General features: G+C 58.3%; 11 protein-coding genes. 5 read left to right on the top strand and 6 right to left on the bottom strand.

Annotated features, from left to right (window positions below; all coding sequences use genetic code 11):
• Positions 1-309 precede the first annotated feature (309 nt).
• The 5 genes from ACVW0C_RS05030 (at position 310) to ACVW0C_RS05010 (ending at position 6,557) form a co-directional block, all read left to right on the top strand.
• Positions 310-1,869 (top strand): hypothetical protein, encoded by a 1,560-nt coding sequence (locus tag ACVW0C_RS05030; protein ID WP_457384525.1) that lies wholly within the window; start codon positions 310-312, stop codon positions 1,867-1,869.
• Between the two features lie 398 nt (positions 1,870-2,267).
• A complete protein-coding gene (locus ACVW0C_RS05025) occupies positions 2,268-3,254 on the top strand; it encodes a pentapeptide repeat-containing protein (protein ID WP_457384524.1) in 987 nt (328 codons plus the stop codon).
• A gap of 144 nt (positions 3,255-3,398) precedes the next feature.
• Positions 3,399-4,877 carry a sensor histidine kinase gene (locus ACVW0C_RS05020; RefSeq protein WP_011432968.1) on the top strand — a complete coding sequence of 493 codons (1,479 nt, stop codon included), beginning with the start codon at positions 3,399-3,401 and terminating at the stop codon, positions 4,875-4,877.
• A 109-nt stretch (positions 4,878-4,986) separates the two neighbouring features.
• The gene (locus ACVW0C_RS05015; protein WP_457384523.1) at positions 4,987-5,745 is read left to right on the top strand and encodes a sensor histidine kinase; all 759 of its coding nucleotides are present in this window, start codon (positions 4,987-4,989) and stop codon (positions 5,743-5,745) included.
• A gap of 68 nt (positions 5,746-5,813) precedes the next feature.
• Positions 5,814-6,557 carry a response regulator transcription factor gene (locus ACVW0C_RS05010; protein ID WP_011432966.1) on the top strand — a complete coding sequence of 248 codons (744 nt, stop codon included), beginning with the start codon at positions 5,814-5,816 and terminating at the stop codon, positions 6,555-6,557.
• 47 nt (positions 6,558-6,604) lie between these two features.
• On the opposite strand, the gene ACVW0C_RS05005 is transcribed toward ACVW0C_RS05010, so the two are convergent.
• The 6 genes from ACVW0C_RS05005 to clpX form a co-directional block, all read right to left on the bottom strand.
• Positions 6,605-8,248 carry a DUF3352 domain-containing protein gene (locus tag ACVW0C_RS05005; RefSeq protein WP_457384522.1) on the bottom strand — a complete coding sequence of 548 codons (1,644 nt, stop codon included), beginning with the start codon at positions 8,246-8,248 and terminating at the stop codon, positions 6,605-6,607.
• A 95-nt stretch (positions 8,249-8,343) separates the two neighbouring features.
• Positions 8,344-8,844, bottom strand: a complete 501-nt coding sequence (locus tag ACVW0C_RS05000; RefSeq protein ID WP_457384521.1) for a ribonuclease H family protein — start codon at positions 8,842-8,844, stop codon at positions 8,344-8,346.
• Positions 8,845-9,322: 478 nt separating this feature from the next.
• Positions 9,323-10,429 (bottom strand): phosphotransacetylase family protein, encoded by a 1,107-nt coding sequence (locus tag ACVW0C_RS04995; RefSeq protein ID WP_457384520.1) that lies wholly within the window; start codon positions 10,427-10,429, stop codon positions 9,323-9,325.
• Between the two features lie 78 nt (positions 10,430-10,507).
• Complete coding sequence (locus tag ACVW0C_RS04990; RefSeq protein WP_457384519.1) at positions 10,508-11,980, bottom strand: TrkH family potassium uptake protein; 1,473 nt, start codon at positions 11,978-11,980, stop codon at positions 10,508-10,510.
• Between the two features lie 11 nt (positions 11,981-11,991).
• Positions 11,992-12,681, bottom strand: coding sequence for a potassium channel family protein (locus ACVW0C_RS04985; protein ID WP_414329043.1), 690 nt, complete (start codon positions 12,679-12,681; stop codon positions 11,992-11,994).
• Positions 12,682-12,751: 70 nt separating this feature from the next.
• Complete coding sequence (gene clpX, locus ACVW0C_RS04980; RefSeq protein ID WP_457384518.1) at positions 12,752-14,098, bottom strand: ATP-dependent protease ATP-binding subunit ClpX; 1,347 nt, start codon at positions 14,096-14,098, stop codon at positions 12,752-12,754.
• Between the last annotated feature and the right edge of the window lie 640 nt (positions 14,099-14,738).

Below are 14,738 nucleotides of genomic sequence, written 5' to 3'. Positions count from 1 at the left end.
CTGAGCACTGCTGAACATCACTGTTCAACTATGCAGCGATAGCATTCTGTTTGTTTCCATTCGCGTTAGCGGGACGGAGTCCAAACAGAATGGCGGTATCCCGCAAAGCTTTGAGTAGAATACCCAAAGCGCAGTTTCCGTGTCGTCTTACTACCAATTTTCTGCTTTGCTTTGGCTACCATGTTGGCAGACTCGAAAGTAAACAGAAAGATCAGCTGGTAGTAATCCGTACTGAACATATTATACATTATTTTCAGTATAGTTGAGCTTATTATTGACTAGAGTCATGCTCCTGCTTAGCAGCTCCCTATGGTTGTCTCGGATCCCTTTGGCCTTGTTGTGCAAGAAGTGCAGCAGGGCGGGTACGCAGACCGAGTGAAAAAGCTGGTTTACTTTGCCTGCACCAGCACTTGGGAAAGCGATGTCAGCAAGTTGAACCAAATAGACCTGAAAGCCCTGCTGGAGCAGCTTTGCCGCCAGCACGCTACCCTTGATGCTTTGGGCCAACGCTTTCGAGAGGCCATTAGCCGCATCAACAAAAAAGCCGAGTATGCCCGCGTCGCCAAGATGCTGCTAAGCAAGCTACAGCCCCTGTATCAACAGCCCCAAGCGGATCCCTCTAGCCCACTCATGCCCTCGCCCAAGGAGCCATCAGCTTGGGCCGCACCCTCGCCTATCTTGTCCTTGGAGTATGGAAGCCCACGACTGCAGAAGCAAGACTATGATCCCTTCGAGCTGCGGGCAGGGGTGATGCGGCAAACCAGCCCTTTGCGGGCCAAGCTGGTTCTGTTCACGGCTTTGTACCACAAAGTAGAGCCTACTCTGCAGGGGTTGGCGGCCCTGCGGCGCTACAGCCTGGACGAGCTGCTCAGAGCCCTCTACGATGCCTGCGCCTCCCCCCAAGAACTGGAAGCCCGGCTGAAGGAGGCGGTGCAGCAGTTGCAGGAGCCGGATCAGGATGGCCAAGCCGCCAATGCTGTGCTGCAGATGCTGAAGCCTCTTTACGTTGACGTGCCCCCAGCGACCCTCCCCGGCGGAGGATTGGCTGCTGAGCCTCTCTCCGCCAATCTGGATTGGCTGAATACCGAAGATGCCGCTCGCGCGGGCGAGGCAGAGTCCCTGGCCAGCCCCATGACTTGGATTGACGCTGGGATCCCAGAAGATGAGGAAGAACCTGCAGATCCTCTGGCTTTTGCAACCTGGACAACACCACCCGGCCCCTCTTCTGACCTGCGACAGGAGATCCCAGAGTCCTGCCGCCAACTGCTCCATCACAGCGCCGGATCCTTGATGGTTGCCATCGAGAACACCCTAAGCGAGTTGGGCAACGCCCTGGACGAAGGTCTGCAGGATGAGGATCCCGTCCAATATCTGACCCTCAAACACCAAGTGCTGCGCGGCTTCTTGAGGGATGTCGAGGGATCCGCCGCAATGTTCATGGGGATCTTGAAAAAGCTAGAACAATCGGAGTGGCGCTTGGTGCAGCCCCTGCGCGTCAGCAATGCAAAACAGGCTCTGCCGGAGGCGGTTACCGAAATGCCCGCTGAGCTGGCGGATCCCTATGCTTCCCTAAGACAAGTCTTGGCCAGCAGCGAGCTGGCCCAGCAAAAGCCGCAGTTGGAGCAGGAGGTGATGCGTTTGGTTCGGCGCAGCGTCGGCTCTGTCAAAACTGCTATCGAACAGGCCCTGAGCGAGTTGGGCAAGGCGTTGGATGAGCAGTTCCAAACCTGCACCCTAGAGGAAGCCTTGGTTCTCAAGTACCAAACACTACGCGCCTTTTTGCAGGAAGTGGGGGAGATCTCCACCAAATTTGCTGCTTTCTTGGATCGCATGGAGGAGGCAGAGCGCCGTCTGTTCGGGCTGGTTTGAAGCTCAAACCCGCTGTTTGGGGATCCCGTTCAACACTCACGATCAGCCGCGCCGAGTGTTGGGAAAACGCCCGGATCCTTATCTAGAATAACCACCAGTGCAGCTGATACATTTACGCTGAACACTGCTGAACATCACTGTTCAACTATGCAGCGATAGCATTCTGTTTGTTTCCAAACAGAATGGCGGTATCCCGCAAAGCTTTGAGTAGAATACCCAAAGCGCAGTTTCCGTGTCGTCTTACTACCAATTTTCTGCTTTGCTTTGGCTACCATGTTGGCAGACTCGAAAGTAAACAGAAAGATCAACTGGTAGTAATCCGTACTGAACATATTATACATTATTTTCAGTATAGTTGAGCTTATTATTGACTAGAGTCATGCTCTCCCCTCTCTTCTATGGATGCCAAGGATCTGCTTCGGCTTTACCGGGCAGGACGGATCAACTTTGCCGGCGAAAACCTGGCCGCCCTTGACCTGAGCCGGGCCGATTTGATCGGGGTGGATCTCTCCCAAGCAGACCTGCACAGTGCCAATTTGATCTTCGCCTTCTTGGGGCGGGCCAAGCTGCAGAAGGCCAACCTCGTCGGGGCTAACCTTGGTGGGGCCAACCTCAGCCAGGCGGACTTGAGCGAGGCGGACCTCAGAGATGCCCAGTTGCACGGCGCCACCCTACAAGGGGCAGATTTGCATGGGGCCAACCTGACGCTGGCTCTGTTGATCGATGCCAACCTGCTGGATGCGGATTTGCGTTGGGCCAACCTCACCAGTGCCAACTTGGGGGGAGCTTGCTTGCGGGGGGCTAATCTCCGTTTCGATAGCCGCCGGGGAGCGGTATTGCGCAACGCCAATCTTAGCCGCGCTGATCTCAGCGGAGCCAACCTGTCGGGAGCGGATTTGACACGGGCCGACCTGAGCGGGGCCAACCTAAAAGAGGCCAGTTTGATCAAGGCCAACTTGCAAGGGGCCAGCCTGCAGCAAGCCCGTTTGCAGGGAGCCATCCTGAGCGAGACCGACCTGAGGGGGGTTTCTTTTTTGGGGGCAGACCTGCAAGGGGTGCAGATGGCGCGGGCCAACTTGAAGGAGGCGATACTTCGCCAGGTGAATCTGACAGAGGCCAACTTGAGCGAGGCGGATCTGGCCGCAGCCGATCTTTCCGCGAGTTCTTTGTGCTCGGCCAAACTGGCGCGGGCAGATCTGAGTCGGGCCAATCTGGCCGGGGCCGATTTGCGGTGTGCCAACCTGGTGGATGCCTATTTGGGCCGCACCAACCTGGAAAATGCCGATCTCGGCGAGGCAATCCTAACCCGAGCCGATCTGAGCACAGCCAACCTCAGCGGGGCCAATTTGCGCGGGGCAACTCTGCCGGATGGACGGGTAGGCTGATTGGACAGACTCGCTATCGTATGAGGACGAGGATTCTTGTCCCTGAGTGAGACGGGGATCCGCCCCGGAAAAGGTGAGGTTTTCCCCTGCCCCAGAGGGGCCACAACCGCTACCCTACAAGGGAAGGATGGGTCAAAGAGATCCGTGAACAGCCGCCGATTTCTGTCCTTGATGGAAGCTTTGTGGGCCGATCTGCCCTTGCCGGAATGGTTGCCGGGGGCAGGAGAGCGCTCCTGGCAGCAGACGGTGGCAGCCCTGCTCCAGCTATGGCAAGAAGTTGGACAGTTTGGGGTGGTGATCGGTGGGCCGGTGTCTTGGTGGCCCCCCTGGGTGGTTCGGGATCCGCTGCCTCAACTGCCGTCGCCCATTGACGCTCCAGAACCGAACCTGAAGCTGCGGGAGCTGGCCCGTGAAGATCCCTGGCTGTTTACCCCCGACTTGTCCCCCGAGTCGATTCTGACCCCTGGCCAGACGGTGATCCCTCTCCTGCCGCAGGATCCCCTGGTGGAGGAGCCTTTTTTGCTGGTGCTCACCCCTGTTTTTTCGGCGGTGGCCGCCCAAGGGCATCACCCCCACACGCGGCAGAGGGGGATGATGGTGTCTTTTGAGCCGGAAGTGGTGCATCGGGCTTGGCAGATCCTAGAGCAGCGGGTTCAACAGGGTAGGCCGGATCGCTTGCCCTTCTGGCAGGAGCTGATCAAGCACCATCCCCTCATGGAGCCTCATGTGCGGGTGCTGGCCCGCTTCAGCAGCCTTCTTCTGCTGGGAAACCTGGCCGAGTCGGGATCCCCGCCCGCTCGCTTACCCCCCGCCAGAGCCGAGAACTCCCCTGCGCCCACAACCCGGCCAGAAGATTGGCAGAAGCGGCGGTCTCCTCCTTCCCATGGCCAGCCTGCCGGTCAAGGCCAACAGAACAGCCTTTCGGAGGCAGAACTGTTGCGGGCTCTCATCCACGAGATCCAGACGCCCCTCAGCACCATCCGCACCTTGGTTAGTCTCATCCTGAAGCGGCACGATCTGCCGTCGCGGGTACGGGAATACGTGGAGAAAATTGACCGCGAATGTACCGAGCAAATCAACCGCTTCGGGCTGTTTTTCCAGGCTACAGAAACGGTGATGCCCGCTGCTACCCCACAGGAGGGGCGTCGGCTTCAGCTAGAGCCCATTGCGCTGGTGGACTTGGTGCGGCAAAACCTGCCTCGCTGGCAGGAGCAGGTGGAACGGCGGGGATCCCAACTGGAGTTGGAGATTCCCGATGAGCTGCCGGATGTGGTCAGCGACCCCAAGGCGCTGGAAGCGGTGCTGTTTGGCATGGTCGACCGCATTGCCCGCAGCACGCCGGCTGGCAGCCACATTCGCGCCCAGTTGGTCAGCGCAGGGGAGCTGGTCAAACTTCAGTTTCAGGTCAACACACCTGAGGGCAGCGACGCCACTGTTGCCTCAGAGCCCAAATCCCCTCAGGCCATTGGGCAGTTGTTGGTCGTGCAGCCGGACACAGGTGCAGTAAGCCTCAGCCTTCCCGTCACCCAAACTCTGTTCCGCGCCTTGGGGGGCTACCTCACCGTGCGCCATCGCGCCCGTCGGGGGGAAATTCTCAACATCTACCTGCCCCGCCAGCTATAAGCCACCCGGTTGGGATCCCGATAGCGTCTCAGGATTGATATGGCGGATTGCAGGGGAGGTAGGGCTAGGATCGATCTGCCAGCGCCGGGAGAGTCTAGAGATTGGATCCATGCCGAGAGCCAGAAAAGTTGCTGAACACCACCCAGAGCCTGAACCCGTCTGCGGAGCCGGAGAACCCAAGGTCAAGGGGGTCACTCTCTCTGCCCAGCAGCTTTCCACTTTGCTTCACGAAATGCGCAATCCTCTCACCGCCCTAAGCACGCTGGCCAAGTTATTACAAAAACGCTTGCCCCCAGAGGATCGCAACCACTGGATTGGCCTCAGCATTGAACAGGAGTGCAAACATCTACAGGAGCTGTTGGCGGAGTTTGAGCGTTGGGACGGGATCCCGGCCCCCCTCCAGCTTCAGCCCCTCTCCTTGGCCGACCTGCTGCGGGAGTGGATCCCCATTTATCAAGCCTTGGCCGAAACGCAGGGACACCACTTTCAAGCCGTCCTGCCCCCTTCCCTACCCCCTGTACAAGCCGATCCGCGTGCCCTGCGGCAGGTGCTTGATAACTTGATCGACAACGCTTGCAAGTACACCCCGCCCCCAGGTGAGATCCGGCTGAAGGTGGAGCTGGGTGAAGATCCCTCAACTGCTTCGCAACGGGAAGTGTTCGTTGCCGTCTGTGACAATGGCCCCGGCATCCACCCTGAGAACCTGGAGCGGATCTTCGATCCCTTTTTTCGGGCAGATCTTTCTAAGCCAGGGCAGGGGCTGGGGTTGGCCATTAGCCGCGACCTGGCCACCCGGATGGGCGGAGATCTCCAGGTGGAAAGCTCCCCCCAAGGCTCCTGTTTTCGCCTGAGATTGCCCACAGGTTAGTAGGAAGATTGTAGAGATATGGGATGGCAGGTGCCGCCAAACGCTTGAACGCTACCCAGGAGCTGCAGATGGCCTCTTCTCCCCCAGCCAAACCCGAACCCCCTGCTGCCAGTCCAGCAGCCCGCATTCTGCTAGTAGATGATGAACCCGGCTTACGGGAAGCGGTGCAAGCCTACCTCGAGGACAGCGGCTTTGAGGTGATCCCGGCGGCCAACGCCCAGCAGGCTCTGCAACTGCTCAGCACGGCCCAGCCTCAGTTGATCATCTCCGACATCATGATGCCGGGCATGGATGGCTATCAATTTTTGGCCCAACTGCGAAAACTCGAGCCCTACAGCCACCTGCCGGTGGTGTTCCTCACCGCCAAGGGGATGACCGCCGACCGCATCCAGGGTTACCGGGCCGGTGTCGATGCCTATTTGCCCAAGCCCTTCGATCCGGAGGAGCTGGTGGCCATCGTCTCCAATCTCATTGAGCGATCCCGCGCTGCCAGCCCTTCGGAGGTGGTGGCCCGCGAGCTGGCCTCGATTCGCGCCCTGCTGTCGGAGCGCACCCTTGCCACAGCCACGCCTGCCCAGACCTCTGCCCCCACCCCCCTGCCCCCACCCATCAAGGTAGAGCTGACGCCGCGGGAACAACAGGTGTTGGAGAAGGTGGCAGAAGGGCTGATGAACAAGGAGATTGCCAAGCAGCTGCAAACCAGCGTGCGCAACGTGGAAAAATACGTGACCCGCCTGCTGAACAAGACGGGCACCAGCAGCCGCACCGAGCTGGTTCGCTATGCCCTTACCTATGGCCTAATTCGGCTATAGCCCTCACCCCCAACCCCTAGGAAGACTGAAGAACGTGAGACACGGTTTTATCGCTGGGGCTTTGGTGGTACGGTGACCAGCAGCTCCACCCCAAAGGCGTGATCCCCGGCAGGGTAGCTGGTAATCCCCAGCCCACCGATGCGGGTCAGCAGCTCACGGGCCTCCGGCTCCAAGCCTGCCAAACCACCCGGTAGTGTGGCCTCCAGCACTGTTCGGATCCCTTGCCAATTCAGCAAAAAGTAGCCGTAGTTGGGCTTGGGCAACTGATCGTAGAGGGTTTTCAGCGGCTCGGTTTGGGGAAGCAAATTGCCCTGGCGTTGGGCGAGGGTTTGCAGCGCCGCCGTGCTGCTGGTCACGATCAAATAGTTGCCTTCCCAGGCGCGGGTCAAAAGCGGGCGGTTAAACAAGGGATCCGCCCAGATCACCTGCCCACCGGCTTCCGTTACCCCTACTCCGGATTCTTGGGCCAGCCGATCCAACTGAGTCAGGGCCGCGTTGGCCTTGTCTTTTTGGCTGGTCTCGATCACCAAGGCTGCTCCCATGCCCTGCAACAGGGGATGGGCCTGGGCATCCGGTGCCACCAGCAGGGCCATCTCCCCATCCATCCAAGCCAGCAGATCTTTTTCCAAGTCCAAACGGGTATTGGCGCGAAACTCAGCCCGCAGCTCCTCTAACGACTCCTTGACCGGCGGATCTTTTTCCAGCTCAGGCATAACGGCTTGCCAGCGCTGGGCAATCTGCTGGGTGGTCAGCACCGCCAAGGCATTGCCGGGCAGCCGCTGAATGAGTTCGCCGCGAGCCGTTTGCCACCCCCCCTGCACCTGGGTTTTCGGATCGGTCTGGGTCAACATGCGCAGCCGCAGGCCCTGCTCCTGCCAGTGGGCAGCCATGGCCAAAGAGCGCAGGGGTTGCAGGGATCCCAGCGTCGCCGGATCCAGATCCTGCATCCAGTCTTTGAAAGATTCGGGATCCTCCTGCAAAGCCTGGAAGTTGAAGTAGGCAAAGGCCAGCGTGCCGCTCTTATACAGATCGCCAACGGCGGTGCGGAAACTTTCGGAGCGGCCAATCGGCTCTGCTTCGCCGCGATACACAGCAATCGCCTGCTGCATCACCCTCGGGTCGTTGGCCACCGCCACAAAACGGTTGCCAAACTCAGCAGTCACCCATCGCTCGCCCGGCTCCCCGTTGGTTTGCACATAGAGAGTGACCCCCTGCTCCTGGCGCTGCTCGAAGTTGGCCCCTTCTGCTGCTGCCTGTTGCCGCACCTGGGCCAAGAATTGCCCAGACAAATCAGCGTTGCGGGTGCTGGCTCCAAACAGGATCCCAGGCACCGGCTCGGCAGCTCCGGGCACCAGATTGGGGATCACCACTGCCATCGTGAATTGCTCGCCAGCCCAAGCTTGCATCTCTTCCCGAGAGAACTCCTTGCCGGTTTCAGCCAAAGCTTCTGCCGTCCAGCTCTCCCACTGGGCCAAAAGGTCAGGGTGAGTGCGAAAAGATTCTTCCGGTTGGGTAGAAAAGGTCAGCACCAGGGGCGCCGACTGGGGAACCAGCGCGGTTTCCGGCAGAACATCGCCGGGCAACTGTACCTGTGGCCCTCTGAGTTGGCAGGATCCCAGGAGCCAAGAGCCCCCCACCGCCATCAACGTAAGGGAGAGAGGACGAAACCGGCACTGAAGTTGGGTCTTCATATCACACCTGCGACGAGCCGTCCTCTTGAGGATAGGCGATGGACTCAGAGCCTGTCTGTGATCGCAGCCTCATACATCGGAATATGTAGAAATTGTTACTTTGGCCGGGCGCGAGCGACCAACTCATCCACGTACTCGTTCCAGCGCAACCCTTCGTGAGCCTGGATCCAAACCACCTGCACCTGAGGGCACTGCTGCTTTAGTTGATACAGTTCCTGAACCAGATCCAAGTTTTCCACCGGCCCGGTGCGCCGCCGCCACCCCTGCGCTGCCCAGCGATCCATCCAGTCGTTGTAGGTCTGTACGCAAAGGTGGGAGTCGCTGTAGATGGTATCTACGCCGTTGCCCTGGGTGTGGCGGCAATATTGCAAGGCCCGGATGAGGCCGGTCAACTCCATGCGGTTGTTGGTGCTATCGGGATCCCCTCCCCAAAACTCTTCCACAATTTGATCATCTTGAACCACCACCACAGCCCATCCCCCTGGCCCCGGATTGGGAGAACATCCCCCGTCGGTGAAGATGCCACTGTGGGGGCAGGCAACCAGACGGCTGGGGCGCGCTCCTTTGCGGCTGCGCATCCGTGAAACCTTGGTCATGGTGCTCATCCGATGCTAACGGGAAGATTTGGGATCCCGGCTCGACAACAGACACTGCATCTTACCGCACAAGGGCGTGCCGGCACCACTATTTAGTGTATCTAGTTCCGGGAAAGTTTTACTTTACACTATCAGTAGTATAAACCTCGTCAACACCAGCTCACGTGACGTAAGGTTAGAGAGACAGGGAAATTCTGCCAAAACGGCGCGAACAAAAACCCCCAGAAAATCTGGGGGAGGAGTGGTGTGTTGAGGTGATGAATACTCGCATGATATCTCTCGAATTCGGTGAGTAGGCCAAACCGGCGATAGATCCCTGCGTTTTTTTGCAGAAATCATTGCAGATACTGGAAAGCATCAGACACTAGAGACCAGCGCGTCAAAACTGAGCTTATTTCGTCTTGATCAGATATAGTGCTCAATCTCGAAGAAATATCTATTTAGACACCAAATATAGAGAAGCCAGTAATAACTTTTCTTATGCACCTACCGCCGACACTAGGGGTTGTGTCAAGCCCAAATGGGCATAGAGACGGGAAAAGTCAAAATTCGCTGACATTAGCTCTTGGATGCAGCGGACTTTCACCTCCTCGTGCAGGCGAATCTGCCCAAAAACCCGTTCGATGCGGTTGATGGTGGTGAAGGTGTCCAGATCCACCGAGAGGATCGGCACTTCCAGCTCTTCTGCTCGAGACTGAATGCGGGGATCCAGAGGGAGCTTGCCGGTCAAGATCAGGCAGAGGGTGGAAGTTTCTAGGGCGGCCAGTTGAATATCGGTGCGGTCTCCGCCGGTGATCACCGCCTTGTGATCCAGCTTACGGAAGTACTTCAAGGCCGAGTTGACGTTCATCGCCCCCACCGCGATGTCTTCAACCATCAAGTCCATCCGATCCGGGCAGCAGAGCACCTCAGCATCCAGTTGCCGCGCCAACTCCCCAACGCTAATGCTGCGCAAAATGCGATGGGAGGGCAAAATGCCCAAGACCGGGATCCCTTGTCCCTCCAAAAAAGGCCGAATGATCGTTTTTGCCGGTTGCATTTGGTCAGGTGGCACATCGTTCAGCAGCACGCCTGCCAAATGGGATCCCAGTTGACGATGGACAAAGAGAAGAGAATCAACAGCCAAGGAGGAATGGTAGCGACTGATCAGCAGTACCGGAGCATCCAGGGCTTGGGCCATCTTGGCCAGCGACAGGCCAAACAATTCCCCCTCGTAAAGATCGGCTGGGCCTTCCAGCAGCACCAAATCGGCAGGGGAGCGCTGGACAAACTCCAACAGAGGGGCAACCGGGCACTCTGGAGCTGGATCCCCGGGAGCTCGCTTCATTTGAGCCAGCAAAGCCTCTTCGTTGAGCCGGAGCAGCATCGGCGGCATTTGATCCATCGTCAGCCGCAGAGACTCCGCCACAAAGCGCATATCCGGATCGCCCCCTTCCAGCGAGCAATCTTCTCGCTCGCAAGAACCGATGGGCTTCCCATAGGTGACTTTTATCCCTTGCTGCTGCAGATGCTTGGCCAAACCCAAGATGGCAGCCGACTTACCGCTGAAGGGCTCAGTAGAACCAATTAAAAGGAACTTGGACACGGATGGCTCCCGGTAACGAGAGGGACGAAGGGATCCCTTACTCAGTCTAACGGAGGCTGCTCTCTCCTCAGTTCTGGACTAACCGATTAGGATCGACTCTTCAGGGTAGGTTACCAACGGGCGGGGCTGTTGTTGAGCCAAGGCCAAGACAATGGTCAATGCCCCCAACCGGCCCCAGAACATCACCAGCACAATGATCAGTTGGCCAAACCAGTTGAGCTCCCCGGTAAAGCCCGTCGAGAGGCCGCAGGTGGCAAAGGCGGAGATCACTTCAAACAACACCGGATCCAACCTACTGTTACTGTGGGTCAGCAAAATCAACCAAGCCGCCAACAATACCACAAACAGAGAAACCGTCAACACCGCTGCCGCCTTGCGCACCATGGAGGGATCCAAGCTGCGCCCGGCAATCTGAGCGCTGGGCAAACCGCGGGCATAGCCCCAGAGGGCCAACACCAACACGGCAAAGGTGCCGGTGGTCATGCCGCCCCCCATGGAAGCTGGCGCTGCCCCAATAAACATGAGAGCCATCAGCAGCAACTGGCTTGCCGGGGTCAAATCCTCAATGGGGATCGCGGCAAACCCAGCCGTTCGGGCAGAAACCGACTGAAAAAACGTCAGGCCCAAGCGGTGGGGCCAGCTTACCTCCAGCAGGGATCCACCGGGCAAGCTCTCTCCCAAGAACAAACCAATGCCGCCCGTGCAGAGCAAGACCACCACCACGCCTAGGGTAATGCGGGTGTGCAGAGAGGGGCGGTGGCCCCGTGGCCAGGTTAACAAATCCGACAAAACTGGGATGCCCAAACCGCCGATAAAAATCAGACTGGCCAAAATCGCCAGCGACAGACCATCTGTAGGGATCCCTTCCCGGCCAAACAGGTCGAATCCTGCATTACAAAAGGCCGACACCGCGTGAAAAATAGCCAGAAAAACTGCCCGCCCCGGCCCATAGAGATCCCGCCAGTGCACCCAGAGCAGCAGAGCCCCCCCCAACTCAATGAGGGTGACCCCCAGCAGCACCCGCCGAGTCAATTCCAGGATCGCCCCCGGATCGATGAGCCCCAGCGAATTGCACAGCGCCAAGCGATTGAGCAGGGAAATGCGCCGCCCGATCAGTTGAAACACCACCACCGCCAACACCATGAAGCCCACCCCGCCAATCTGAATCAGGATCAGCAAGACAATCTGGCCCAGCAGGGTGAGATCCTCCGCCGCCACAATCGTCGAGAGCCCCGTCACGCTCAGGGCCGACATGGCCGTAAACAGCGCCTCATTCCAGCTCAAGGGATCCCCGCGCCCGATCCCCGGCAACATGAGCACCAAAGTTCCCACCACTGCCAAGAGCCCCAACCCTGTGACCAGCCGCAATGGCGGTGGCAGCGGGCGACGCCTGTCCCCCCCGAAAAACCACTGCAGACGATTCCCGAAGGCCCTAGAGGACTGAGACAATGCCGAGCCCGGTGTCGGCAGGTAGCGGGCGCGGGATGGCACCGGTGGAACCAAGCGCTCAGAGCTCTCCTCTCGCGGAAGCGGGGCGGAGTCCTCTCTCATCGGATCCCTCCCTACATTTCATTCAGCCGCGAGATGTTGGTATTGGCCCCCAGAACCACCAGCAAATCCCCCTTTTCCAGCAGGTAGTCTGCGGGGGGAGAGACCACCAGCGATTGCTTTCGCTTCACCACCAGCACCGTGATGCCGAAGCGGCGACGCAGATCCGACTCCGCCAGCGTATGGCCCACCAACGCCTCCGGCACCTGTAATTCCGTAATGCTGTAGCCCGGCTCCAGCTCTAGCTGATCTAGGATCCCCGGTGCTGTCAACACCTGAGCCAAACGGCGCCCTGCCTCTTGCTCCGGCAACACCACCCGATCTGCCCCCACTCGCAGGAGAATAGAGCGTTGCCGCTCGGTCGACGCCTTACAGACCACATTGCGCACCCCCAAACTTTTCAGGGCCACCGTCGTCAGCAAATTGCTCTCAAAATCGCTGCCAATGGCCACCACCACCGTGTCGAAGGAGAGGATATCCACCGCTCGCAGCGCATCTTCATCGCTGGAATCGAGTGCCACCACCTGCGTCAGCTGATCCGCCAGGCGCTGCACGATCTCACGGCTGCGGTCGATCCCCAAGACATTGTGCCCTCGCTCCATCAAGGTGAGAGCCAAGCTAGAACCAAAGCGCCCCAGACCAATTACCGCATATTCACGATCCACCCGCTGTCGTTCGCGCCAGCGGAACGCAGTCCCTGCCATAGGATCTCCTGCCCCCTCTTTCAAGAACAGATCATAAGTTCATCCAGCAGGGATCGGAAGGGCCGCGACTCTAGGCCGACTCAGGCTTGGGCAGCGTAGAGGGGTGAGGAATCAGCTCGCGGGTGGAACGGCGCTCCACCATCTCTGCGGTGATGCGGATGTGCTTTAGGTCGCGGCGGGAGGGTGCCTCGTACATCACATCCAGCATTAGCTCTTCCACAATGGCCCGCAGGGCGCGAGCCCCGGTCTTGCGGCGATAAGCCTCTTTGGCAATGGCAGCAATGGCGGCAGGTTCAAACTCCAGTTCCACCCCGTCCATGCGCAACAGCTTCTGCGCCTGCTTGAGAATGGCGTTTTTGGGCTGCGTCAGGATCGCCTCCAGCGCCTTCTCATCCAGCGGATCCAAAGTCGCCACTACCGGGAGCCGCCCCGTGAATTCGGGAATCATGCCGTACTTGATCAAGTCTTCAGGCTCCAAAGCCTTGAGGGCATTGGCCATACGTTGCTCGCGGCTAACCGACAATTGCTCCCCTGGCTTGATAAAGCCCATCGATTTCTTGCCAATGCGCTGCTCGATTACTTTTTCCAGGCCAACAAAAGCCCCCCCGCAAATGAAGAGGATGTTGGAAGTGTCGATTTGAATGCAGTCTTGATAGGGGTGCTTGCGCCCTCCCTGGGGAGGCACGTTGGCTATTGTCCCTTCCAGCATCTTCAACAAAGCCTGCTGCACCCCCTCGCCGGAGACATCGCGGGTAATGGAGGGGTTCTCGCTTTTGCGGGCAATTTTGTCGATTTCGTCGATGTAGATGATGCCGCGCTGGGCCTCTTCTACGTCCATGTCCGCCACCTGCAGCAGGCGCAACAGGATGTTTTCCACATCCTCGCCCACATAGCCAGCTTCCGTAAGGGTGGTAGCATCTGCAACCGCAAAAGGCACATCCAACATGCGAGCCAGGGTTTCCGCCAGCAGGGTTTTGCCGGAGCCAGTGGGGCCAATGATCAAAATGTTGGACTTCTGTAGCTCCACCTCATCCAGTTCCGAAACTCCGACGCTACCGGGGTTGGCCTTGGCAGCCAGACGCTTGTAGTGGTTGTAAACCGCCACCGACAAAACCTTCTTAGCTTTTTCTTGGCCAATCACATATTGGTCGAGATAGCGCATGATCTCCTGCGGCTTGGGCAACTGCGCCAAAGAAGGCAGGCTGCGGGAGGGTTTTTTGGGGGTTTCGCGACGGCTGGCGGCAGGGGCGGCAGCAGGAGGAGTGTTGCCGTCGTAGAGTTCCTCATCCAAAATCTCGTTGCAGAGCTCCACGCACTCGTCACAGATGTAGACCCCCGGCCCCGCAATCAACTTACGCACCTGATCCTGTGACTTGTTGCAGAAGGAGCACTTTAGATGGGAGTCATATTTGGCCATGGGATCCTCGTTGCTGCTTGCTCTTGGCTATCCTAATCCGGCAAAAGCCAGAAGAAAACTAAACCTTCCAATCCAGTCGCAAATTGGCTGCGAAAGCGTAAGGAGGCCGAAGTTGGTGGAATCTCACTGACCTACTAGTCTAGCATCTCCACTGGGCTCGTAGGGCTTGTTTCCGGATCCCCAAGGGGGCAGGGTGCCAAGAGATTCCCATGGGGATCAACTGGAAAGACTGGAGATATAGTCATTTCAAACTGGATTGAGACACTTCCCAAGCGCTCCGTGCCGCTTCCGCGACCACCCACTCTTCAAAAGGGAGCTGGGAAGCAATGCAACGGAGGTATTTCATTCTTGCTTCAAAGTGACCATAAGCTTCTCCAGCGCTCTGCGCTACCCGTGCAAACGCCACAGCCTCGGTTCTCCCCAAGCGTCTTACAAGGAGGAAAACTGGAAATGGAAGGGGTGAGCCGTTTCGCTGCTATCGGGAATGGTCATACATCCTTTGGACGGATTTGATTTATAGAAAAACCGCCCGACTTGACGCCGAGCGGAAGATGGTGTGAGGAGTGAACGGAAACATGCGTCTCCGCTGATCCCATCATAGTTGAACTTATCTGGCACTGGCAAAGGAATCCTTCAGTTA

It is taken from the genome of Thermostichus sp. OS-CIW-26 (genome assembly GCF_054058395.1).
The sequence above is the reverse complement of the archived record's forward strand: the minus strand, read 5'-3'. Positions and strand labels throughout refer to the sequence as shown.

Excerpts from the sequence above, each read along its gene's own strand:
- ACVW0C_RS04985 (WP_414329043.1), bottom strand. The coding sequence starts at position 12,681 with ATGGCAGGGACTGCGTTCCGCTGGCGCGAACGACAGCGGGTGGATCGT.
- ACVW0C_RS05025 (WP_457384524.1), top strand. The coding sequence starts at position 2,268 with ATGGATGCCAAGGATCTGCTTCGGCTTTACCGGGCAGGACGGATCAAC.
- ACVW0C_RS05005 (WP_457384522.1), bottom strand. The coding sequence starts at position 8,248 with ATGAAGACCCAACTTCAGTGCCGGTTTCGTCCTCTCTCCCTTACGTTG.
- ACVW0C_RS04990 (WP_457384519.1), bottom strand. The coding sequence starts at position 11,980 with ATGAGAGAGGACTCCGCCCCGCTTCCGCGAGAGGAGAGCTCTGAGCGC.
- ACVW0C_RS05000 (WP_457384521.1), bottom strand. The coding sequence starts at position 8,844 with ATGACCAAGGTTTCACGGATGCGCAGCCGCAAAGGAGCGCGCCCCAGC.
- ACVW0C_RS05015 (WP_457384523.1), top strand. The coding sequence starts at position 4,987 with ATGCCGAGAGCCAGAAAAGTTGCTGAACACCACCCAGAGCCTGAACCC.
- ACVW0C_RS05030 (WP_457384525.1), top strand. The coding sequence starts at position 310 with ATGGTTGTCTCGGATCCCTTTGGCCTTGTTGTGCAAGAAGTGCAGCAG.
- ACVW0C_RS05010 (WP_011432966.1), top strand. The coding sequence starts at position 5,814 with ATGGCCTCTTCTCCCCCAGCCAAACCCGAACCCCCTGCTGCCAGTCCA.
- clpX (WP_457384518.1), bottom strand. The coding sequence starts at position 14,098 with ATGGCCAAATATGACTCCCATCTAAAGTGCTCCTTCTGCAACAAGTCA.